General features: G+C 61.5%; 10 protein-coding genes and 2 tRNA genes. 2 read left to right on the top strand and 10 right to left on the bottom strand.

The features are described 5' to 3' along the window. Nucleotides 1-4 precede the first annotated feature (4 nt). The 3 genes from ACTJK7_RS09810 to rimO form a co-directional block, all read right to left on the bottom strand. Complete coding sequence (locus tag ACTJK7_RS09810) at nucleotides 5-715, bottom strand: rRNA pseudouridine synthase (RefSeq protein ID WP_011332751.1); 711 nt, start codon at nucleotides 713-715, stop codon at nucleotides 5-7. Between the two features lie 204 nt (nucleotides 716-919). Next, entirely contained in the window at nucleotides 920-1,393 is a 474-nt protein-coding gene (locus ACTJK7_RS09805; RefSeq protein WP_064379067.1) for a GNAT family N-acetyltransferase, read from the bottom strand. A 111-nt stretch (nucleotides 1,394-1,504) separates the two neighbouring features. Further along, on the bottom strand, nucleotides 1,505-2,842 hold the full coding sequence (rimO, locus tag ACTJK7_RS09800) for a 30S ribosomal protein S12 methylthiotransferase RimO (RefSeq protein WP_011332753.1): 1,338 nt from the start codon (nucleotides 2,840-2,842) through the stop codon (nucleotides 1,505-1,507). 347 nt (nucleotides 2,843-3,189) lie between these two features. Here rimO and ACTJK7_RS09795 point away from each other — a divergent pair, with 347 nt between their 5' ends. Then, nucleotides 3,190-5,031, top strand: a complete 1,842-nt coding sequence (locus ACTJK7_RS09795; RefSeq protein ID WP_371915551.1) for a potassium transporter Kup — start codon at nucleotides 3,190-3,192, stop codon at nucleotides 5,029-5,031. 263 nt (nucleotides 5,032-5,294) lie between these two features. On the opposite strand, the gene ACTJK7_RS09790 is transcribed toward ACTJK7_RS09795, so the two are convergent. The 4 genes from ACTJK7_RS09790 to ACTJK7_RS09775 all read right to left on the bottom strand — a co-directional run bounded on the left by ACTJK7_RS09790 (nucleotide 5,295) and on the right by ACTJK7_RS09775 (nucleotide 9,865). Continuing rightward, nucleotides 5,295-6,590, bottom strand: a complete 1,296-nt coding sequence (locus ACTJK7_RS09790; protein ID WP_108559887.1) for a virulence factor family protein — start codon at nucleotides 6,588-6,590, stop codon at nucleotides 5,295-5,297. Then, nucleotides 6,590-9,229, bottom strand: a complete 2,640-nt coding sequence (gene mprF, locus ACTJK7_RS09785) for a bifunctional lysylphosphatidylglycerol flippase/synthetase MprF (RefSeq protein WP_085655596.1) — start codon at nucleotides 9,227-9,229, stop codon at nucleotides 6,590-6,592. The genes ACTJK7_RS09790 and mprF overlap by 1 nt, the downstream gene beginning before the upstream one ends. A gap of 278 nt (nucleotides 9,230-9,507) precedes the next feature. Continuing rightward, nucleotides 9,508-9,584 (bottom strand) — tRNA-Met (locus ACTJK7_RS09780). Nucleotides 9,585-9,788: 204 nt separating this feature from the next. Beyond that, a tRNA-Met gene (locus ACTJK7_RS09775) sits at nucleotides 9,789-9,865 on the bottom strand. A gap of 280 nt (nucleotides 9,866-10,145) precedes the next feature. On the opposite strand from ACTJK7_RS09775, the gene dinB reads away from it, so the two are divergent. Further along, on the top strand, nucleotides 10,146-11,207 hold the full coding sequence (dinB, locus tag ACTJK7_RS09770; RefSeq protein WP_064379074.1) for a DNA polymerase IV: 1,062 nt from the start codon (nucleotides 10,146-10,148) through the stop codon (nucleotides 11,205-11,207). A 48-nt stretch (nucleotides 11,208-11,255) separates the two neighbouring features. Here the strand turns inward: dinB and ACTJK7_RS09765 are convergent, their stop codons facing one another. The 3 genes from ACTJK7_RS09765 to ACTJK7_RS09755 all read right to left on the bottom strand — a co-directional run bounded on the left by ACTJK7_RS09765 (nucleotide 11,256) and on the right by ACTJK7_RS09755 (nucleotide 15,617). After that, nucleotides 11,256-12,209, bottom strand: coding sequence for a hypothetical protein (locus ACTJK7_RS09765; protein WP_011332758.1), 954 nt, complete (start codon nucleotides 12,207-12,209; stop codon nucleotides 11,256-11,258). A 17-nt stretch (nucleotides 12,210-12,226) separates the two neighbouring features. Beyond that, complete coding sequence (locus tag ACTJK7_RS09760; protein WP_108559889.1) at nucleotides 12,227-13,942, bottom strand: proline--tRNA ligase; 1,716 nt, start codon at nucleotides 13,940-13,942, stop codon at nucleotides 12,227-12,229. A gap of 115 nt (nucleotides 13,943-14,057) precedes the next feature. Continuing rightward, nucleotides 14,058-15,617 carry an AmpG family muropeptide MFS transporter gene (locus tag ACTJK7_RS09755; protein WP_064379072.1) on the bottom strand — a complete coding sequence of 520 codons (1,560 nt, stop codon included), beginning with the start codon at nucleotides 15,615-15,617 and terminating at the stop codon, nucleotides 14,058-14,060. Between the last annotated feature and the right edge of the window lie 35 nt (nucleotides 15,618-15,652).

Below are 15,652 nucleotides of genomic sequence, written 5' to 3'. Positions count from 1 at the left end.
AGCCTTAGAATTTCTCTTTGCCGGACAGGTAGCGCCATTGGCCGACCGGCACCTTGCCGATGGACACGCCGCCGATGCGGATCCGGCGTATGCCGATGACCTTCAGGCCGACCGCTTCGCAGAACTGGGCGATGATCCCCGGCTGCGGGTTCTTCATGGCGAAGCGCAGGCGGTTTTCGTTCTGCCAGCTGGCCTTGACCGGCGGCAGCTCCTTGCCCTTGTGGGTGAGGCCGTGCTGCAGGCGATTGAGGCCGTGGGCAACCATGTCGCCTTCGACTTCGACCACGTATTCCTGCTCGATCTTGGCCGCGTCGGCGGTGAGCTTGCGCAACACCTTCCAGTCCTGGGTGAACACCAGCAGGCCGCTGGCCTTGGGTTGCAGGTCGGCGCTGGCGGTCAGGCGCAGGAAGTGTCCGCGCAGCGGACGTTTGCCGTAGCGGTGTTCTTCGCTGAGGGTTTCGGCGTTCAGCGACTGCATGGCGCTGTCGACATCCATGCCCGCCGGCACGTTGAGCAGGATAGTCACCGGCTCCGGCGCGGTGGCCTTGGCGTCCTTGTCGAGCTCGACTTTCTGGTCGCCGACCTTGAACTGCGGCTCGTCGATGACTTCGCCGTCCACGGTGACCCAGCCGCCCTCGATGAACAGCTCGGCCTCCCGGCGGGAGCAACCGACCAGCTCGATGAGGCGTTTGGAGAGGCGAATCGGGTCAGTCATGACAGGGGCCGTAACAAAAAAGGGGTGGGCATTGTACCTGCCTGGGGCCGGTTAAGCCCGATTGCATTTACAGAGTGTTCGCTTGACCTGTGGGAGCTGGCTTGCCAGCGATGTTATCACCGCGGTGTTCTGTCAGACCGAGGCGCCTGCATCGCTGGCAAGTCGAAACGTCGCACCGAAGCTCCCACAGGGTTCTATGCTTGATCAGGCATGGTTCGAGCGTTGCTGATTCTGGCGCAGACGCATATGCAACAACGGATACGGCTGGCCCATGCCATCGACCTCCGAGCGGCCGATCACCTCGAACCCTTGCTTGAAGTAAAACCCCAGCGCCTGCGGGTTCTGTTCGTTGACGTCCAGTTCGTCGGCGTTCAGGTGTTCCATGGCGTACTTCAGCAGTTTCTTGCCAAGGCCCTGGCCGCGATGGGCCGGGTCGATGAACAGCATTTCGATCTTGCCCGCCGCGACCCCGGCAAACCCGGTGATGCGCTGGTGGCTGTCGCGGGTGCAGATCAGCATCACCGCATCGAGGTAGCGGGTCAGCACCAGATTCTTCAGCAGCTCGATGTAGGATTCCGGCAGGAAATCGTGGGTCGCGCGGACCGAGGCCTCCCAGACCCGGGTCAGTTCCTGATAATCGCTGAGTTTCGGCGTGTGGATGACCGAATGCTGACGCATGCCCGATAGCCTCTTTGTCATGGATGAGGGAGTCCTTCCCCTCACAAACTCTAGCCGTAAAAAAGCCCCGCATCTCGTAAAAGAGAGCGGGGCTTTCTGTATTTTTCGCGCTTAGATCTGTTCGGCCCAGAGGTCGTATTCGTCGGCGTCGGTCACCTTGCACCAGACCTTGTCGCCCGGCTTCAGGTTGCTGCCGTTGTCGATGAACACGTTGCCGTCGATTTCCGGGGCATCGAAGAAGCAGCGGCCGACCGCGCCCTGCTCGTCGACTTCGTCCACCAGCACTTCGATTTCACGGCCGATGCGCAGTTGCAGGCGCGCCGAACTGATGGCCTGCTGGTGCGCCATGAAGCGTTCCCAGCGGTCTTGCTTGACGTCGTCCGGAACCACTTCCAGATCCAGATCGTTGGCTGGAGCGCCTTCGACCGGCGAATACTGGAAGCAGCCGACGCGGTCGAGCTGGGCTTCGGTCAGCCAGTCCAGCAGGTACTGAAAGTCTTCTTCGGTTTCGCCGGGGAAGCCGACGATGAAGGTCGAACGGATGATCAGGTCCGGGCAGATCTCGCGCCAGTTCTTGATCCGCGCCAGGGTCTTGTCTTCGAACGCCGGGCGTTTCATCGACTTCAGGACTTTCGGGCTGGCGTGCTGGAACGGGATGTCCAGGTACGGCAGGATCTTGCCGGCGGCCATCAGCGGGATCAGTTCGTCGACGTGCGGGTACGGGTAAACGTAGTGCAGACGGACCCAGACGCCGAGGGTGCTCAGCGCTTCGCACAGTTCGGTCATGCGGGTTTTCACCGGCGCGCCGTTCCAGAAACCGGTTCGGTACTTGACGTCAACGCCGTAGGCGCTGGTGTCCTGGGAAATCACCAGCAGTTCCTTCACGCCGGATTTGACCAGACGCTGGGCTTCGTCGAGCACGTCGCCGACCGGACGGCTGACCAGTTTGCCGCGCATCGACGGGATGATGCAGAAACTGCAGCTGTGGTTGCAGCCTTCGGAAATCTTCAGGTACGCGTAGTGGCGCGGGGTCAGCTTGATGCCTTGCGGCGGCACCAGGTCGATCAGCGGGTTGTGATCCTGCTTCGGCGGCACGACTTCGTGCACGGCGTTGACCACTTGCTCGTACTGCTGCGGACCGGTGACGGCCAGCACGCTCGGGTGCACGTCACGGATATTGCCTTCTTCCACGCCCATGCAGCCGGTCACGATGACCTTGCCGTTTTCCTTGATCGCTTCGCCGATGACTTCCAGCGATTCGGCCTTGGCCGAGTCGATGAAGCCGCAGGTGTTGACCACGACCACGTCGGCGTCCTGATAGGTGGACACCACGTCATAGCCTTCCATGCGCAGCTGGGTCAGGATGCGCTCGGAGTCGACCAGTGCTTTCGGGCAACCCAGAGAAACGAAGCCAACCTTTGGATTGGCCGGCGCAGGAGTGGTGGACATGTCTAACCTCGGTGTTTTGTGACGTCGCTGGCCTGATTCAGGAACCGACGGATGGGCGCTTAAGGCGCGCCTCTGATCAAAAAGTGCGCAATTCTAGCGGTGAGCAACGCACTTGACCAGCTTTATGCAGGGAAATACGACGAGTGCTGCGCTATGCTTCGCGCCGTTGCGCTTTACTGAATTTTTACAGTCAACAAAACGTCTGTTACAGGGCGTAAAAACGCGCATGCTGCACACAAAGCATAGTGCTTCATATAAGAAGCCGGTCTGGGAATCAGGAGTGTTGGATGGGTCAGGCAAGTAGTCACGCGGCAGGCGCCGAAGGTTCGGCCACCAAGCCGCTGAGCATGCTGGTCGCGGCGGTCGGGGTAGTTTACGGCGACATCGGCACGAGCCCGTTGTACACCCTCAAAGAAGTGTTTTCCGGCGCTTATGGCGTTCCGGTGAACCACGACGGGGTGCTGGGCATTCTGTCGTTGATCTTCTGGTCGCTGATCTGGGTCGTGTCGATCAAATACATGATGTTCGTGCTGCGTGCCGACAACCAGGGCGAGGGCGGCATCATGGCGCTCACCGCGCTGGCACGGCGGGCAGCGGGGGAACGCAGGAAATTGCGTTCGCTGCTGGTGGTCTGCGGCTTGATCGGCGCAGCGCTGTTCTATGGCGACAGCATGATCACCCCGGCGATCTCTGTGCTGTCGGCCATCGAAGGTCTGGGCCTGGCATTTGACGGGATCGACCATTGGGTCGTGCCGTTGTCGTTGGTGGTGCTGGTCGGGTTGTTTCTGATCCAGAGCCATGGCACAGCACGGATCGGCATTCTCTTCGGGCCGATCATGGTCACCTGGTTCCTCGTTCTCGGCGCTCTCGGCGTGTACGGCATCAGCCATTCCCCGGAAGTGCTGAAGGCGCTGAACCCGATCTGGGCCGTGCGCTTTTTCATGGTGCATACCGGCATGGGCGTGGCGATCCTCGGCGCCGTGGTGCTGGCGTTGACCGGTGCCGAAGCGCTGTACGCTGACATGGGCCACTTCGGTCGCAAGCCGATTGCCCGCGCGTGGTTCCTGCTGGTGCTGCCGGCGCTGGTGCTCAACTACTTCGGTCAGGGCGCCTTGTTGCTGGACAACCCGGAAGCGGCGCGCAACCCGTTCTACCTGCTGGCGCCGAGCTGGGCACTGATTCCGCTGGTCGGTCTGTCGACCCTGGCCACGGTGATTGCGTCCCAAGCGGTGATTTCCGGCGCGTTCTCCCTGACTCGTCAGGCGATTCAGCTTGGTTACATTCCGCGTATGTACATCCAGCACACGTCCAGCGACGAGCAGGGCCAGATTTATATTGGCGCGGTGAACTGGGCGCTGATGGTCGGCGTTGTCTTGTTGGTGCTGGGCTTCGAATCCTCCGGCGCACTGGCCTCGGCCTATGGTGTGGCGGTAACCGGCACTATGCTGATGACCACGATTCTGGTGTCGGCAGTCATGCTGCTGCTATGGAAATGGCCACCGATTCTGGCGGTGCCGGTACTGATCGGCTTCCTGCTGGTGGACGGCCTGTACTTCGCCGCCAACGTGCCGAAGATCGTCCAGGGTGGCGCCTTCCCGGTGATCGCCGGTATCGCGCTGTTCGTGCTGATGACCACCTGGAAACGCGGCAAGCAACTGCTGGTCGAGCGCCTCGACGAAGGCGCGCTGCCGCTGCCGATCTTTATCAGCAGCATCCGCGTCCAGCCACCACACCGCGTGCAGGGCACCGCCGTGTTCCTCACCGCCCGTTCCGACGCGGTGCCGCACGCGCTGTTGCACAACCTGCTGCACAACCAGGTGCTGCACGAGCAAGTGGTGCTGCTGACCGTGGTCTACGAAGACATCCCGCGCGTCCCGCCATCCCGGCGCTTCGAAGTCGAAGCCCACGGCGAAGGCTTCTTCCGGGTGATCCTGCACTTCGGCTTCACCGACGAACCGGACGTGCCGCAGGCGCTGAAGCTGTGCCACCTGGATGATCTGGACTTCAGCCCGATGCGCACCACCTACTTCCTCAGCCGCGAAACGGTCATCGCCTCGAAACTCGAAGGCATGGCCCGTTGGCGAGAGGCGCTGTTTGCATTCATGTTGAAGAATGCCAACGGCAACCTGCGATTCTTCAATCTGCCGCTGAACCGGGTGATTGAGTTGGGGACGCAGGTGGAGATGTAGGCCTCGTCGCAACTGAAAAGCCCCCGTCAGCTTTGCGGCTGGCGGGGGCTTTTTTGTGTTTGTGGACTTATCAGAATCCAGTGGAGATCCCTGTGGGAGCGGGCTTGCCCGCGAATGCGGTGTATCAGTTTACAAATCAGCTGCCTGACCCATCGCCATCGCGGGCAAGCCCGGCTCCCACAAGGATCTCGGGCGTTTGCCAAAACGAAAAAGCCCCCGCAACTGTGAAGTTGCGGGGGCTTTTTTGGGGGGGGCGCTTCAGATCACTCTTCCGCCACCTGCGCCGTGTTCTGGCGCTTCTCGATCAAGTCCACCAAACGCTTGGCCAGTGCCGGGTAGTTCTCGTCGAAGTGGTGGCCGCCAGGCAGCTTCACTGCTTCGCCCACCGCGGTCTTGTCGGTGCAGCCGCTTTCGTCGGTTTCTTCTTCACCGTAGATGCACACGACCTTGGCCGGTGGCAGCTTGGCCATTTCCGGGCCGGTGGCGGCTTCTTTGCCGGCGTTGCCGAGCCAGCCTTCGACTTCGATTTCGAAGCTGCCGGTGCGGGCGAAGGCCAGCAGGATGATTGCGTCGACGCGTTGCTGCTCGGTTTCCGGCAGGCGGTTGTAGATGGCCGGCAGAACGTCGGCGCCGAACGAGTAACCGGTCAGGATGAAGCGTTTGGTGCCCCACTTCTGGCGGTAGTGCTGCATCAGTTCGGTCAGGTCCAGGGCGCTTTGTTCCGGGCTCTTGTGCTGCCAGTAGTAGCGCAGGGTGTCGATGCCGACCACCGGGTAGCCGATCTTGGCCATTTCGCCGGCCACGTCGCGGTCCAGATCGCGCCAGCCGCCGTCACCGGACAGGAACAGGGTCACGGTGTCCTTGGCCTGGCCGGCCGGGACTTCCACCACCGGGATCTGCAGGCCACCGTTGGCCTTGTCGCCGCCGACGAGGATCTTGCGCAGTTCGTTGTTCAGCACTTGCGGCAGGTTGATGTCGTAGTCGCTGATGCTGGTTTCGGCGTTCGGTTGATCGCGCACGAAACCGGCGCTGGTGTCGTCCGGGTTGTCGTTCCACGCCACCAGCCAGTGGCCGTGGGCGGCGGCTTTTGGCAGCAGGTGGGTGCAGCCGGGTTTTTCCAGGGCCAGGTCGACCGATACGGCTTGAGCCTTGTCGTCCTTCTGCTCGGACAGCCAGCGCCACGCCAGCACGGCGCCGGGGCCGATGCCGCTGACCAGCGTCGCCGGGCCGTTCAGTTCACGCAGGCCGGCCTGCAGGGCGCGGCTTTGCAGCAGGCAGTCCTTGGGCAGGATCACCTGGACAATTTGAGCCGAGGCGCTGCGGCTCAGGGTGCTCAGTTGTTTGTCGCTGAGTTTCTGGTCGTCGTTGACCGCCACCAGCACCTGCGCCTTGGGCTTGGTGCCGGGGATGACCCGGGTCATGGCAGCACCGTCGGCCGGGTTGAGCTGTTCGAGGGTCGGTTCCGGTGCCGGGCGTTTGAGGTACCAGAAACCGCCACCGGCAATCGCGGCCAGCACCAGCAGTGCCACCAGGATGTACTTCAGGGAGCGTTGAATCATCAGCGTTTCACCAATCCAGTCAAGCCGCCCGCGATCAGGGCAGCAGTGTCGGCCAGCGCCACCAGCGGATCGAGTCCGGCGGGCACGGCCATATAACGGGGTTCCCAGTCAGGCTGGAACTTGTCTTTGAAGCGGCGCAAGCCTTGGAAGTTGTACAACTGCTCACCACGGCGGAAAACCATCGAGCCCAGTCGCTGGGTCAGCGGTGCCCCGCGCCGGGGTTGCAACCCCGACAGCGGCACCATGCCCAGGCTGAAGCGCGCGTATCCGTGACTCTTATAGTGTTGAATCAGACCGACCATCATGAATTCCATGGTCAGCTTGGGGGCGTCCGGGTGCGCGCGCATCAGATCGAGACTGGCCAGGTCATGGCTGTAGGTCTCGAGCAGGTTGGCGAACGCCACCGGGCGGCCTTCGAAGCGAATCACCGCGATGCGGAAATGCTTCAGGTAATCGTCGCTGAAACGGCCGAGGGAGAAGCCTTTCTCGCGCACGTTCTTGCCGGTCAGCCAGGCATCGGAAATCACCTTGAGCTCATCCATCGGCGCCTGGCCTGGCTCATGGATTTCCAGCGAAAGGCCGTCGCGGGTGCCACGGTTCCAGGTGTAGCGCAGGTCCTTCATCTCCTTGCCCTTGGCTTCCAGGTCAAAGCGATGCAGATCGACCCGGGCTTCTTCGCCGAGCTTGATCGCGGTCAGGCCGATGTCCATGTAGTACGGCAGGTTCTCGGCGCGCACCTGATAGAACACCGGGCGGGCGTGATGGATGTCGCACAGGTCGCGGAACTGCCAGATCATTTCGGCCCGTTGCTGGCCGGGGCCGATCGGGTCGTACAGGGCCACGAGGCTGCGGCCGCGACGGGCGTACATCAGGAAGGCTTCGTCGTTGGGATGAAACAGCAGCGCCTTGTCACCGGTCAGGGCCAGGCCACCGTCCGGTTGCGAGGAGGCCATCAGAATTTTCGAGGCGCGTTCCAGCTCATCGGGTGTCGGCAGGTGAATCACCGGGCGAGCAGTGCGCAGCAGCCAGGTCAGGGCAATCACCAGCAGCAACACGGCGGCGCCGAGCAGCGAGCGCAAGCCGCGCGGGGCGTCGGCGTCGAGGGTGAACTGCCACCACAGTTGATGGCTGTAAGGGACGTCCTGATAAGCGAACAGCAAAAGCCAGGTCGAAGCACCGAGTACGCACAGGCTGGCGACCAGATACAGCGGCGAGAACGGCAGTTCGGTCAGACGGCTCGGGCGATAGAACGAACGACGGAAAACCCCCAGCAGCGCGGCGGTGAGGGTCATCAGGGTCGCTTCTTCCCAGTCGAAACCCTTGAGCAGCGAGAGCAGGGCGCCCACCAGCAACAGAATGGTGGTCAGCATCCACGCCGCCGATAACCGGCGACGCAGGCCTTGAGCGAGCATCAGGCACAGCACGCCGATCAGGCTGGCGCCAAAGTGCGAGGCGTCGACCAGACGGTGAGGAATCAGAAAGCCGATATGTTCCAGGCGGGTGTCGATCTCTGGCGTCGCGCCGGAAAACAGCAGCACCACGCCGGACAGGAACACCAGCACCGCGAGAATCGGTGCCGCCAGACCGGAGGCTGCACGCATGGTCTGCGACTGAAACAGGCGCTGGCCTTCATTGAGCAGCAGCAGCACGCAGGCCACCAGCAACGGTAGCACCACATAAATCAGGCGATACAGGAGCAGGGCAGCGGCCAGTGGCGCGGCGCCGAGCTTGTCGGCGAACGCGGCCAGCAGAATCGCTTCGAAGACCCCCACACCGCCCGGAACGTGACTGAGTACGCCGGCGGCCAGGGCCAGCAAGTAAACCAGCAGGAACGCGCCGAAGGGCGGCGCTTCCGGTAGCAGCAGATAAAGGACGGTCGCAGCGGCAGCCACGTCGAGGGCGGTGATGACCAGTTGCAGGAACGTCAGGCGACGACCCGGCAGACGCAGGGTGCGACGACCGGCCCGGACCAGCAGGTTGTCCGGGTAAGGCTGCTCCGGCAGGCGACGGCGATAGATGCCGATGGCCAGGATCGCGCCGAGCAGCAGCACCACGCCGGCAATCGTGCCCAGCAAGGTCTCGGACAGCCCCAGTGCCTGTGACGCGGCGGGCAGGTTGCTCAGGGTCGCAAGCGCGGCCAGCGGCGGCAGGGCGCAGCCCAGCGACAGGCTGGCGAACAGGGTCATGTGCGCGACTTCGGAAGCGCCCAGGCCATGTCGTGCATATAAACGGTAACGCACCGACCCACCGGACAGCATCGACAGGCCGATGGCGTTGCCGATGGCAAACGCGGTGAAACCGCCCAGCGCCAGTACTTTCGGCGCCAGCGTCACGCGGGCATAACGACTGGCCGACCATTCATAGCCGAGCAGGATAATGAAGCCGACGACCGTCGCACCGAGGGCACCGAGCAGGGCCGGTTTCGGCACGTCGAGAATCGAGTCGTGCAAGGCGTCGAGATCGAGTTCGCTGAGCAGATGGCGACAGGCAATCAGCGCAATGGCGAACAGCAGCAAAGTGACCGCCAGACCGATCGGTTGCCGGTATTTGCTGATCCGATCCAGCAGGCGCAAACGCTCAGGTTTGATCGGTGGGTTTGCTGTGACGGTGTCTTGTGAATCAGACGAGTTGGCGCGCATCAATCACCTCTTGGATTGTGCGCGACAGGATGGAGGTATCCAGCCAAGTTACCAATCCCTGTAGAAAAAAATAATCACAAAATACTACGCCTCTCACCGGGTATCGGCGAGGGCAGCTCCTGGATTGCAGACGCCTTGCCCGCGACTTCAAGCATAGTCGCAACTTGGCGGGTCTTCAGATCCTGAACGGTACTGCACAGTGACAGATCATTGTTGCGAAAGGACTTTTTCCACAGATACAAAAAAGGCCACTCTTTCGAGTAGCCTTTTTTGATGTTTGGTTGCGGGAGCCGGATTTGAACCGACGACCTTCGGGTTATGAGCCCGACGAGCTACCAGACTGCTCCATCCCGCGTCTGTGTGGCGGCATTCTACAGGCGAACGACGGGGTGTCAACCGATAATCCCGAGAAGGGTCAAATAAGTGTGCAATCGCGGCAAACGGTCGCAGGGCAAGCGCTAAGTTTCGGAATCGGAACGATTTCCGCTTGGCGCGACTGGATCCGAAAAACAGACACGCACAAAAAAGGCCAATCTTTCGATTGGCCTTTTTTGATGTTTGGTTGCGGGAGCCGGATTTGAACCGACGACCTTCGGGTTATGAGCCCGACGAGCTACCAGACTGCTCCATCCCGCGTCTGTGTGGCGGCATTCTACAGAGGAACGCGGGGGTGTCAACCTTCAATTCGGATAAAACCTGTTCAGCTTCAATCGGTTAGCGCTGACGGACGGTCTTTTCAGAGGCTGCAGGTCAGGCAGGGCAAGGGTTTCAGCTCTATTGGAGGTTGGTTTTCGATTGAGGAAATAAATTCAAACTCCCTTTCCTACAAACTGAAAAGAACATTCGTACCACTGGTGCTATATACAGGTGTCAGTGAGATACTGCCGGTCCGGCTCGCCATGTTTCCTTTTCTGTCATGACTCAGCGAAAAATCATCCACGTCGACTGTGACTGTTTCTACGCTGCCATCGAGATGCGGGATGACCCGAGCCTCGCCGGCAAGCCGTTGGCGGTGGGTGGCTCGGCGGATCGGCGCGGAGTGATTGCCACCTGCAACTATGAGGCGCGGGCTTACGGGGTTCGCTCGGCGATGTCGTCCGGACACGCCCTGAAGCTGTGCCCGGACCTGACCATCGTCAAGCCGCGAATGGACGCCTATCGCGAGGCGTCGAAGGAAATTCACACGATCTTTCGCGATTACACTGACCTGATCGAACCGCTTTCTCTGGACGAAGCTTATCTCGACGTCTCGGACAGCGCGCATTTTGCCGGCAGCGCCACGCGGATCGCCCAGGACATTCGCCGCCGGGTTTCCAATCAGTTGCACATCACTGTCTCCGCCGGCGTGGCGCCCAACAAGTTTCTGGCCAAGATCGCCAGCGACTGGAAAAAGCCGAACGGCTTGTTCGTGATTACCCCCGATCAAGTCGAAGACTTCGTCAGTGGCCTGCCGGTGAGCAAGTTGCACGGGGTGGGCAAGGTCACGGCCGATAAGCTGGGCAAGCTGGGTATCAATGACTGCCTGCAATTGCGCGAGTGGGACAAGCTGGCGCTGGTGCGGGAATTCGGCAGTTTCGGCGAGCGCTTGTGGAGTCTGGCCCGTGGGATCGATGAGCGGTTGGTGCACAACGACAGTCGTCGTCAGTCGATCAGCGTCGAAAACACCTACGACGTCGATCTGCCGGATCTGCGCAGCTGCCTCGACAAGCTTCCGGAACTACTGGAAACCCTGAAAACCCGCATGGCGCGGATCGACAGCAGCTACCGGCCGGGCAAGCCGTTCGTCAAAGTGAAGTTTCACGATTTCACCCAGACCACACTTGAGCAGGCCGGGGCAGGGCGGGATCTGGGCAGTTACCAGTTGATGCTGACGCAGGCGTTCAATCGCGGTGGCAAACCGGTGCGGCTATTGGGAGTGGGCGTGCGGCTGGAGGATTTACGCGGCGGGTTCGAACAAATGGAGTTGTTCGAGCGATAGACGGACAAAAAAATGCCCGAAGCAGGTTCGGGCAATTTTTCAGGGGATTCAGTTCGGCCCCGGATCCGCCACCAGACGCCCCGCATCCCGGGTCAGGGACTTGAGGAATTCAGCTTGCAACTCGGGATCGTTGCGGGTCAGTTCGATCAGGCTTTGTTCCAGCTCACTGGCTTCCTCTTCCAGACCCAGTTCCGACAGACGCTTGACCCGGTGCACCCACTGGCTCACTTCGTCGTCTTCCAGATCGTCGTAGATCAGCCCGTGAGCCTCCAGCAGCTTGCCGCGCAGGTGAGTGCTGATCGCCAGGGACGAATCGGAATGCACGTCATCTTTGCCGTCTTCGACGCTGATCTGCAGTTTGCCCACATGATTGAGGTCGTTTTCGGCGAACGGGCTGTCCAGCAGGTTCAGACGCAGCACGCCGTTGCGATCGGTGGTCATGTCGAAGGTCTGTTTACCAGCCTTGACCTGAACCGGACGCTCGCTCCAGGGCAGGCTCGAATACTCCGTGCGCTTGTCGCGCTGGACTTCATCGATGCCGGCCAGGTTCTGCTGCGCGCGACCGTTGGATTGCACGTTCATGAACGGGTTGAGCCCGGCGAAACCGTAGCTGAGCCAGTCCCGTGTCACGCTGTCGGGCAGATTGCCGAGGGCAAACACGTTGACCACGTTCGCGCCGATGCCGCCGACCACCGCCACCGCGCCCAGCGGGATCTCGTAGATCTCCCGCCATGGCTGGTAAGGCGTGTAACGGTCGTAATGGCGGGTGACCTCGAACTCGGTGACTTCGAAAGTCTTCTGTTCGTTGATCTTCACGCGCCGTTGCGGCAGCTCAAGCACCTTGGGCTCGCCGACATCGATCTGCAGGCTGTGATCGAGCAGTTTGCGCTCGACACGTTCCTCGTGCTCGCTGCGTTGTGACATGTGATTGGCACAGCCGCTGACCAGCAGGGTGCCGCACAGGGCGGCACCACCGAGGCCTAAGGTGTTTCGCTTGAACATGACGTCTCTATCTGGTTTCAGCGGCGGATACGGGCCTGAAGGAAGGACAGCACGTCGGCAACCGGCAGCGCTTGCGCCTGGCCTTCGGTACGGCTCTTGTATTCCAGGTTGCCTTCGGCGAGGCCGCGGTCGCTGACCACGATCCGGTGTGGAATGCCGATCAGCTCCATGTCCGCGAACTTGATGCCCGGGCTGGTTTTCTTGTCGCGGTCGTCCAGCAGCACTTCGAAGCCGGCCGCGGTCAGTTCCGCGTACAGCTTGTCGGTGGCTTCACGCACCAGCTCGGTTTCATAGCGCAGTGGCACCAGAGCGATCTGGAACGGTGCCAGGGCGTCGCTCCAGATGATGCCGTTCTCGTCGTTGTTCTGCTCGATGGCGGCAGCCACCACGCGGGACACGCCAATGCCGTAGCAACCCATTTCCAGGGTCACCGGCTTGCCGTTCTCGCCCAGCACTTCGCACTTCATCGCCTTGCTGTACTTGTTGCCCAGCTGGAAGATGTGTCCGACTTCGATGCCGCGCTTGATTTCCAGGGTGCCCTTGCCGTCCGGGCTCGGGTCGCCGGCCACCACGTTGCGCAGGTCGGCCACGGTCGGAACCGGCAGATCACGCTCCCAGTTCACGCCGAAGTAGTGCTTGTCGTCGATGTTGGCACCGATGGCGAAGTCGCTCATCAGTTCGACCGAACGGTCGATGATGATCGGCAGCGGCAGGTTCAGCGGGCCGAGGGAACCGGCGCCGGCGCCAATGGCGTCACGCAGTTCGGCATCGGAAGCCATGACCAGCGGGCTGGCAACGCCTGGCTGATTGGCAGCCTTGATTTCGTTCAGTTCGTGGTCGCCACGGATGATCAGAGCGATCAGCTTGCCTTCTTCTTCGGCATGCACGATCAGGGTCTTGATGGTCTTTTCAATCGGCAGATTGAATTTCTCCACCAGGGCCGCGATGGTCTTGGTGTCTGGTGTGTCGACCAGGCGCAGCTCTTCGCCTGGCGCGGCGCGCGAGGTTTCACGCGGCACGGCTTCGGCCTTCTCGATGTTCGCGGCGTAGTCGGAACCGTTGCTGAAGACGATATCGTCTTCGCCGGACTCGGCCAGCACGTGGAATTCGTGGGAACCGGCGCCACCGATCGAACCGTTGTCGGCTTCCACCGGACGGAATTTCAGGCCCAGGCGGGTGAAGATGTTGCAGTACGCATCGTGCATGCGGTCATAAGTGATCTGCAGCGACGCCTGATCCGCATGGAACGAGTAGGAGTCCTTCATGATGAATTCGCGACCGCGCATCAGGCCGAAGCGTGGACGGATTTCGTCACGGAATTTGGTCTGGATCTGGTACAGGTTGATCGGCAACTGTTTATAGCTGCTCAACTCGTTGCGCATCAGATCGGTGATCACTTCTTCGTGGGTCGGGCCCGCGCAGAAATCACGACCGTGGCGGTCTTTGATGCGCAGCAGTTCTGGGCCGTATTCTTCCCAGCGCCCCGATTCCTGCCACAGCTCGGCCGGTTGGGTGCTCGGCATCAACACTTCCAGAGAGCCGGCGGCGTCCATTTCTTCGCGAACGATGGCTTCCACCTTGCGCATCACTCGCAAGCCCATCGGCAGCCAGGTGTACAGGCCCGAGGCGAGTTTGCGGATCATGCCGGCGCGCAGCATCAGCTGGTGGCTGATCACGACCGCGTCGGAAGGCGTTTCTTTCTGTGTGGCGAGCAAAAATTGACTGGTGCGCATGGTTGGCCGTTGTCGGTTGCTATGACTGGAAATGACGGAGCAGTGTAACGGCGAGATCCGCCGACGTACAGAAGTGCAGCCCCGGCGCGAACCCTCTCGCCGGGTGCGAGATGTCTTACGATTCTTCCACGACGGAGGTCGGTGCGGGTTCCGGCGTCGGCGTCGGGCCTTCTCGGCGGCTTTCCTGGAACCAGTGCAGGGCGATCAGCACCAGGGTCGGAACGCCGAGCAGCGCGGTGATCAGGAAGAAGTTGTGATAGCCGAATTTTTCCACCATCACCCCGGAGTAGCCGCCGATCAGGCGCGGTAGCAGGAGCATGATCGAGCTCAGCAGGGCGTACTGGGTGGCGGAGAACTTCAGGTTGGTCAGGCTCGACAGGTAGGCGACGAACGCCGAGGTGGCCAGGCCGGAGCTGAAGTTGTCGAGGGAGATCGTCACCACCAGCATCTGCAGGTTCGGGCCCATGTCGGCGAGCATCAGGAACAGCAGATTGGTACCCGCCGACGCGGCACCGCCGATGAACAGGATCGGCAGGATGCCGAAGCGCACGATCAGCAGACCGCCCATGCCGGCGCCAACGAGGGTCATGATCAGGCCGAAGATCTTGCTGACGCTGGCGATCTGGTCCTTGGTAAAGCCCTGGTCGATGTAGAACACGTTGGCCATCACGCCCATCACCGTGTCGGACATTCGATAGGTGGCGATCAGGCCGAGCAGCAGCAACGCCTGCCAGCGGTAGCGCAGGATGAAGTCGTTGACCGGTGTCAGTACCGGCGCCAGACCGCGACGGCCCATGGCCGAGAGGCACAGGCAGGTCAGCGTGGTGTAGAGGATCGCACGCAGGAACGCCCGGTCTTCCAGCAGCAGGTCCAGCGGACTCATGTCACCAAACAGCACGCTGGCGAAATCGGTGTTGTAGAGCTGGGTAAACATCGCCGGCACAGATACCAGCAAAATGATCAGCACGAACACTGACATCAACTGATGCATGAAGGTGTAGCGCCCGGCCTGCAACTGGGTGCGCAACGGCACCGGCGGCTCGCGCATCAGCAAGGTGGTAAGCAGGGCCGGCACCATCAGGGCGCCGAACAGCACGTAAGTGCCGGTCCAGGCGGAGTGCTGGTAGTTGAAACCGGTGGAACCGAAGCCCTCGGCGAAGAACAGTGCACCGGCAGTCGCCAGCAGCGCTGCAACCCGATAACCGGACATGTAACTGGCGGCGAGCGCGGCCTGACGGCTGTCTTCGGCGATTTCCAGGCGATAGGCGTCGACGGCGATATCCTGGGTGGCGGAGGCGAATGCAACCACCACTGCGATAGCGATCAGCCAGGACAGGTGTTTCTGCGGGTCACAAAAACCCATGCCGATCAGGCCGAGGATTACCAGCGTCTGTGAGAGCACCAGCCACGAACGGCGACGTCCCAGCTTGCCCAGCAACGGCAGGCGCCATTGGTCGAGCAGGGGCGACCAGACCCATTTGAAGGCGTAGGCCAGACCGATCAGGCTGGCGTAGCCGATCGTCTCACGGGCCACACCGGCTTCACGCAGCCAGACCGAAAGTGTCGAGAACACCAGCATGTACGGCAGGCCGGCGGCGAAACCCAGCAACAACAGCACGAGCGTCGAAGGACTGGCATAGGCGGCGAGCGCGGCGCGCCAGGTTTTACGGGGCATGGGCTGAAGTCTGCCTCAAGATTGCGAAAACAAAG

Source organism: Pseudomonas sp. 22085 (genome assembly GCF_052045815.1).
GTDB classification, from domain to species: domain Bacteria; phylum Pseudomonadota; class Gammaproteobacteria; order Pseudomonadales; family Pseudomonadaceae; genus Aquipseudomonas; species Aquipseudomonas glycinae.
Note: the sequence above shows the minus strand (reverse complement) of the source record. Positions and strands in the feature narration are given on the sequence as shown.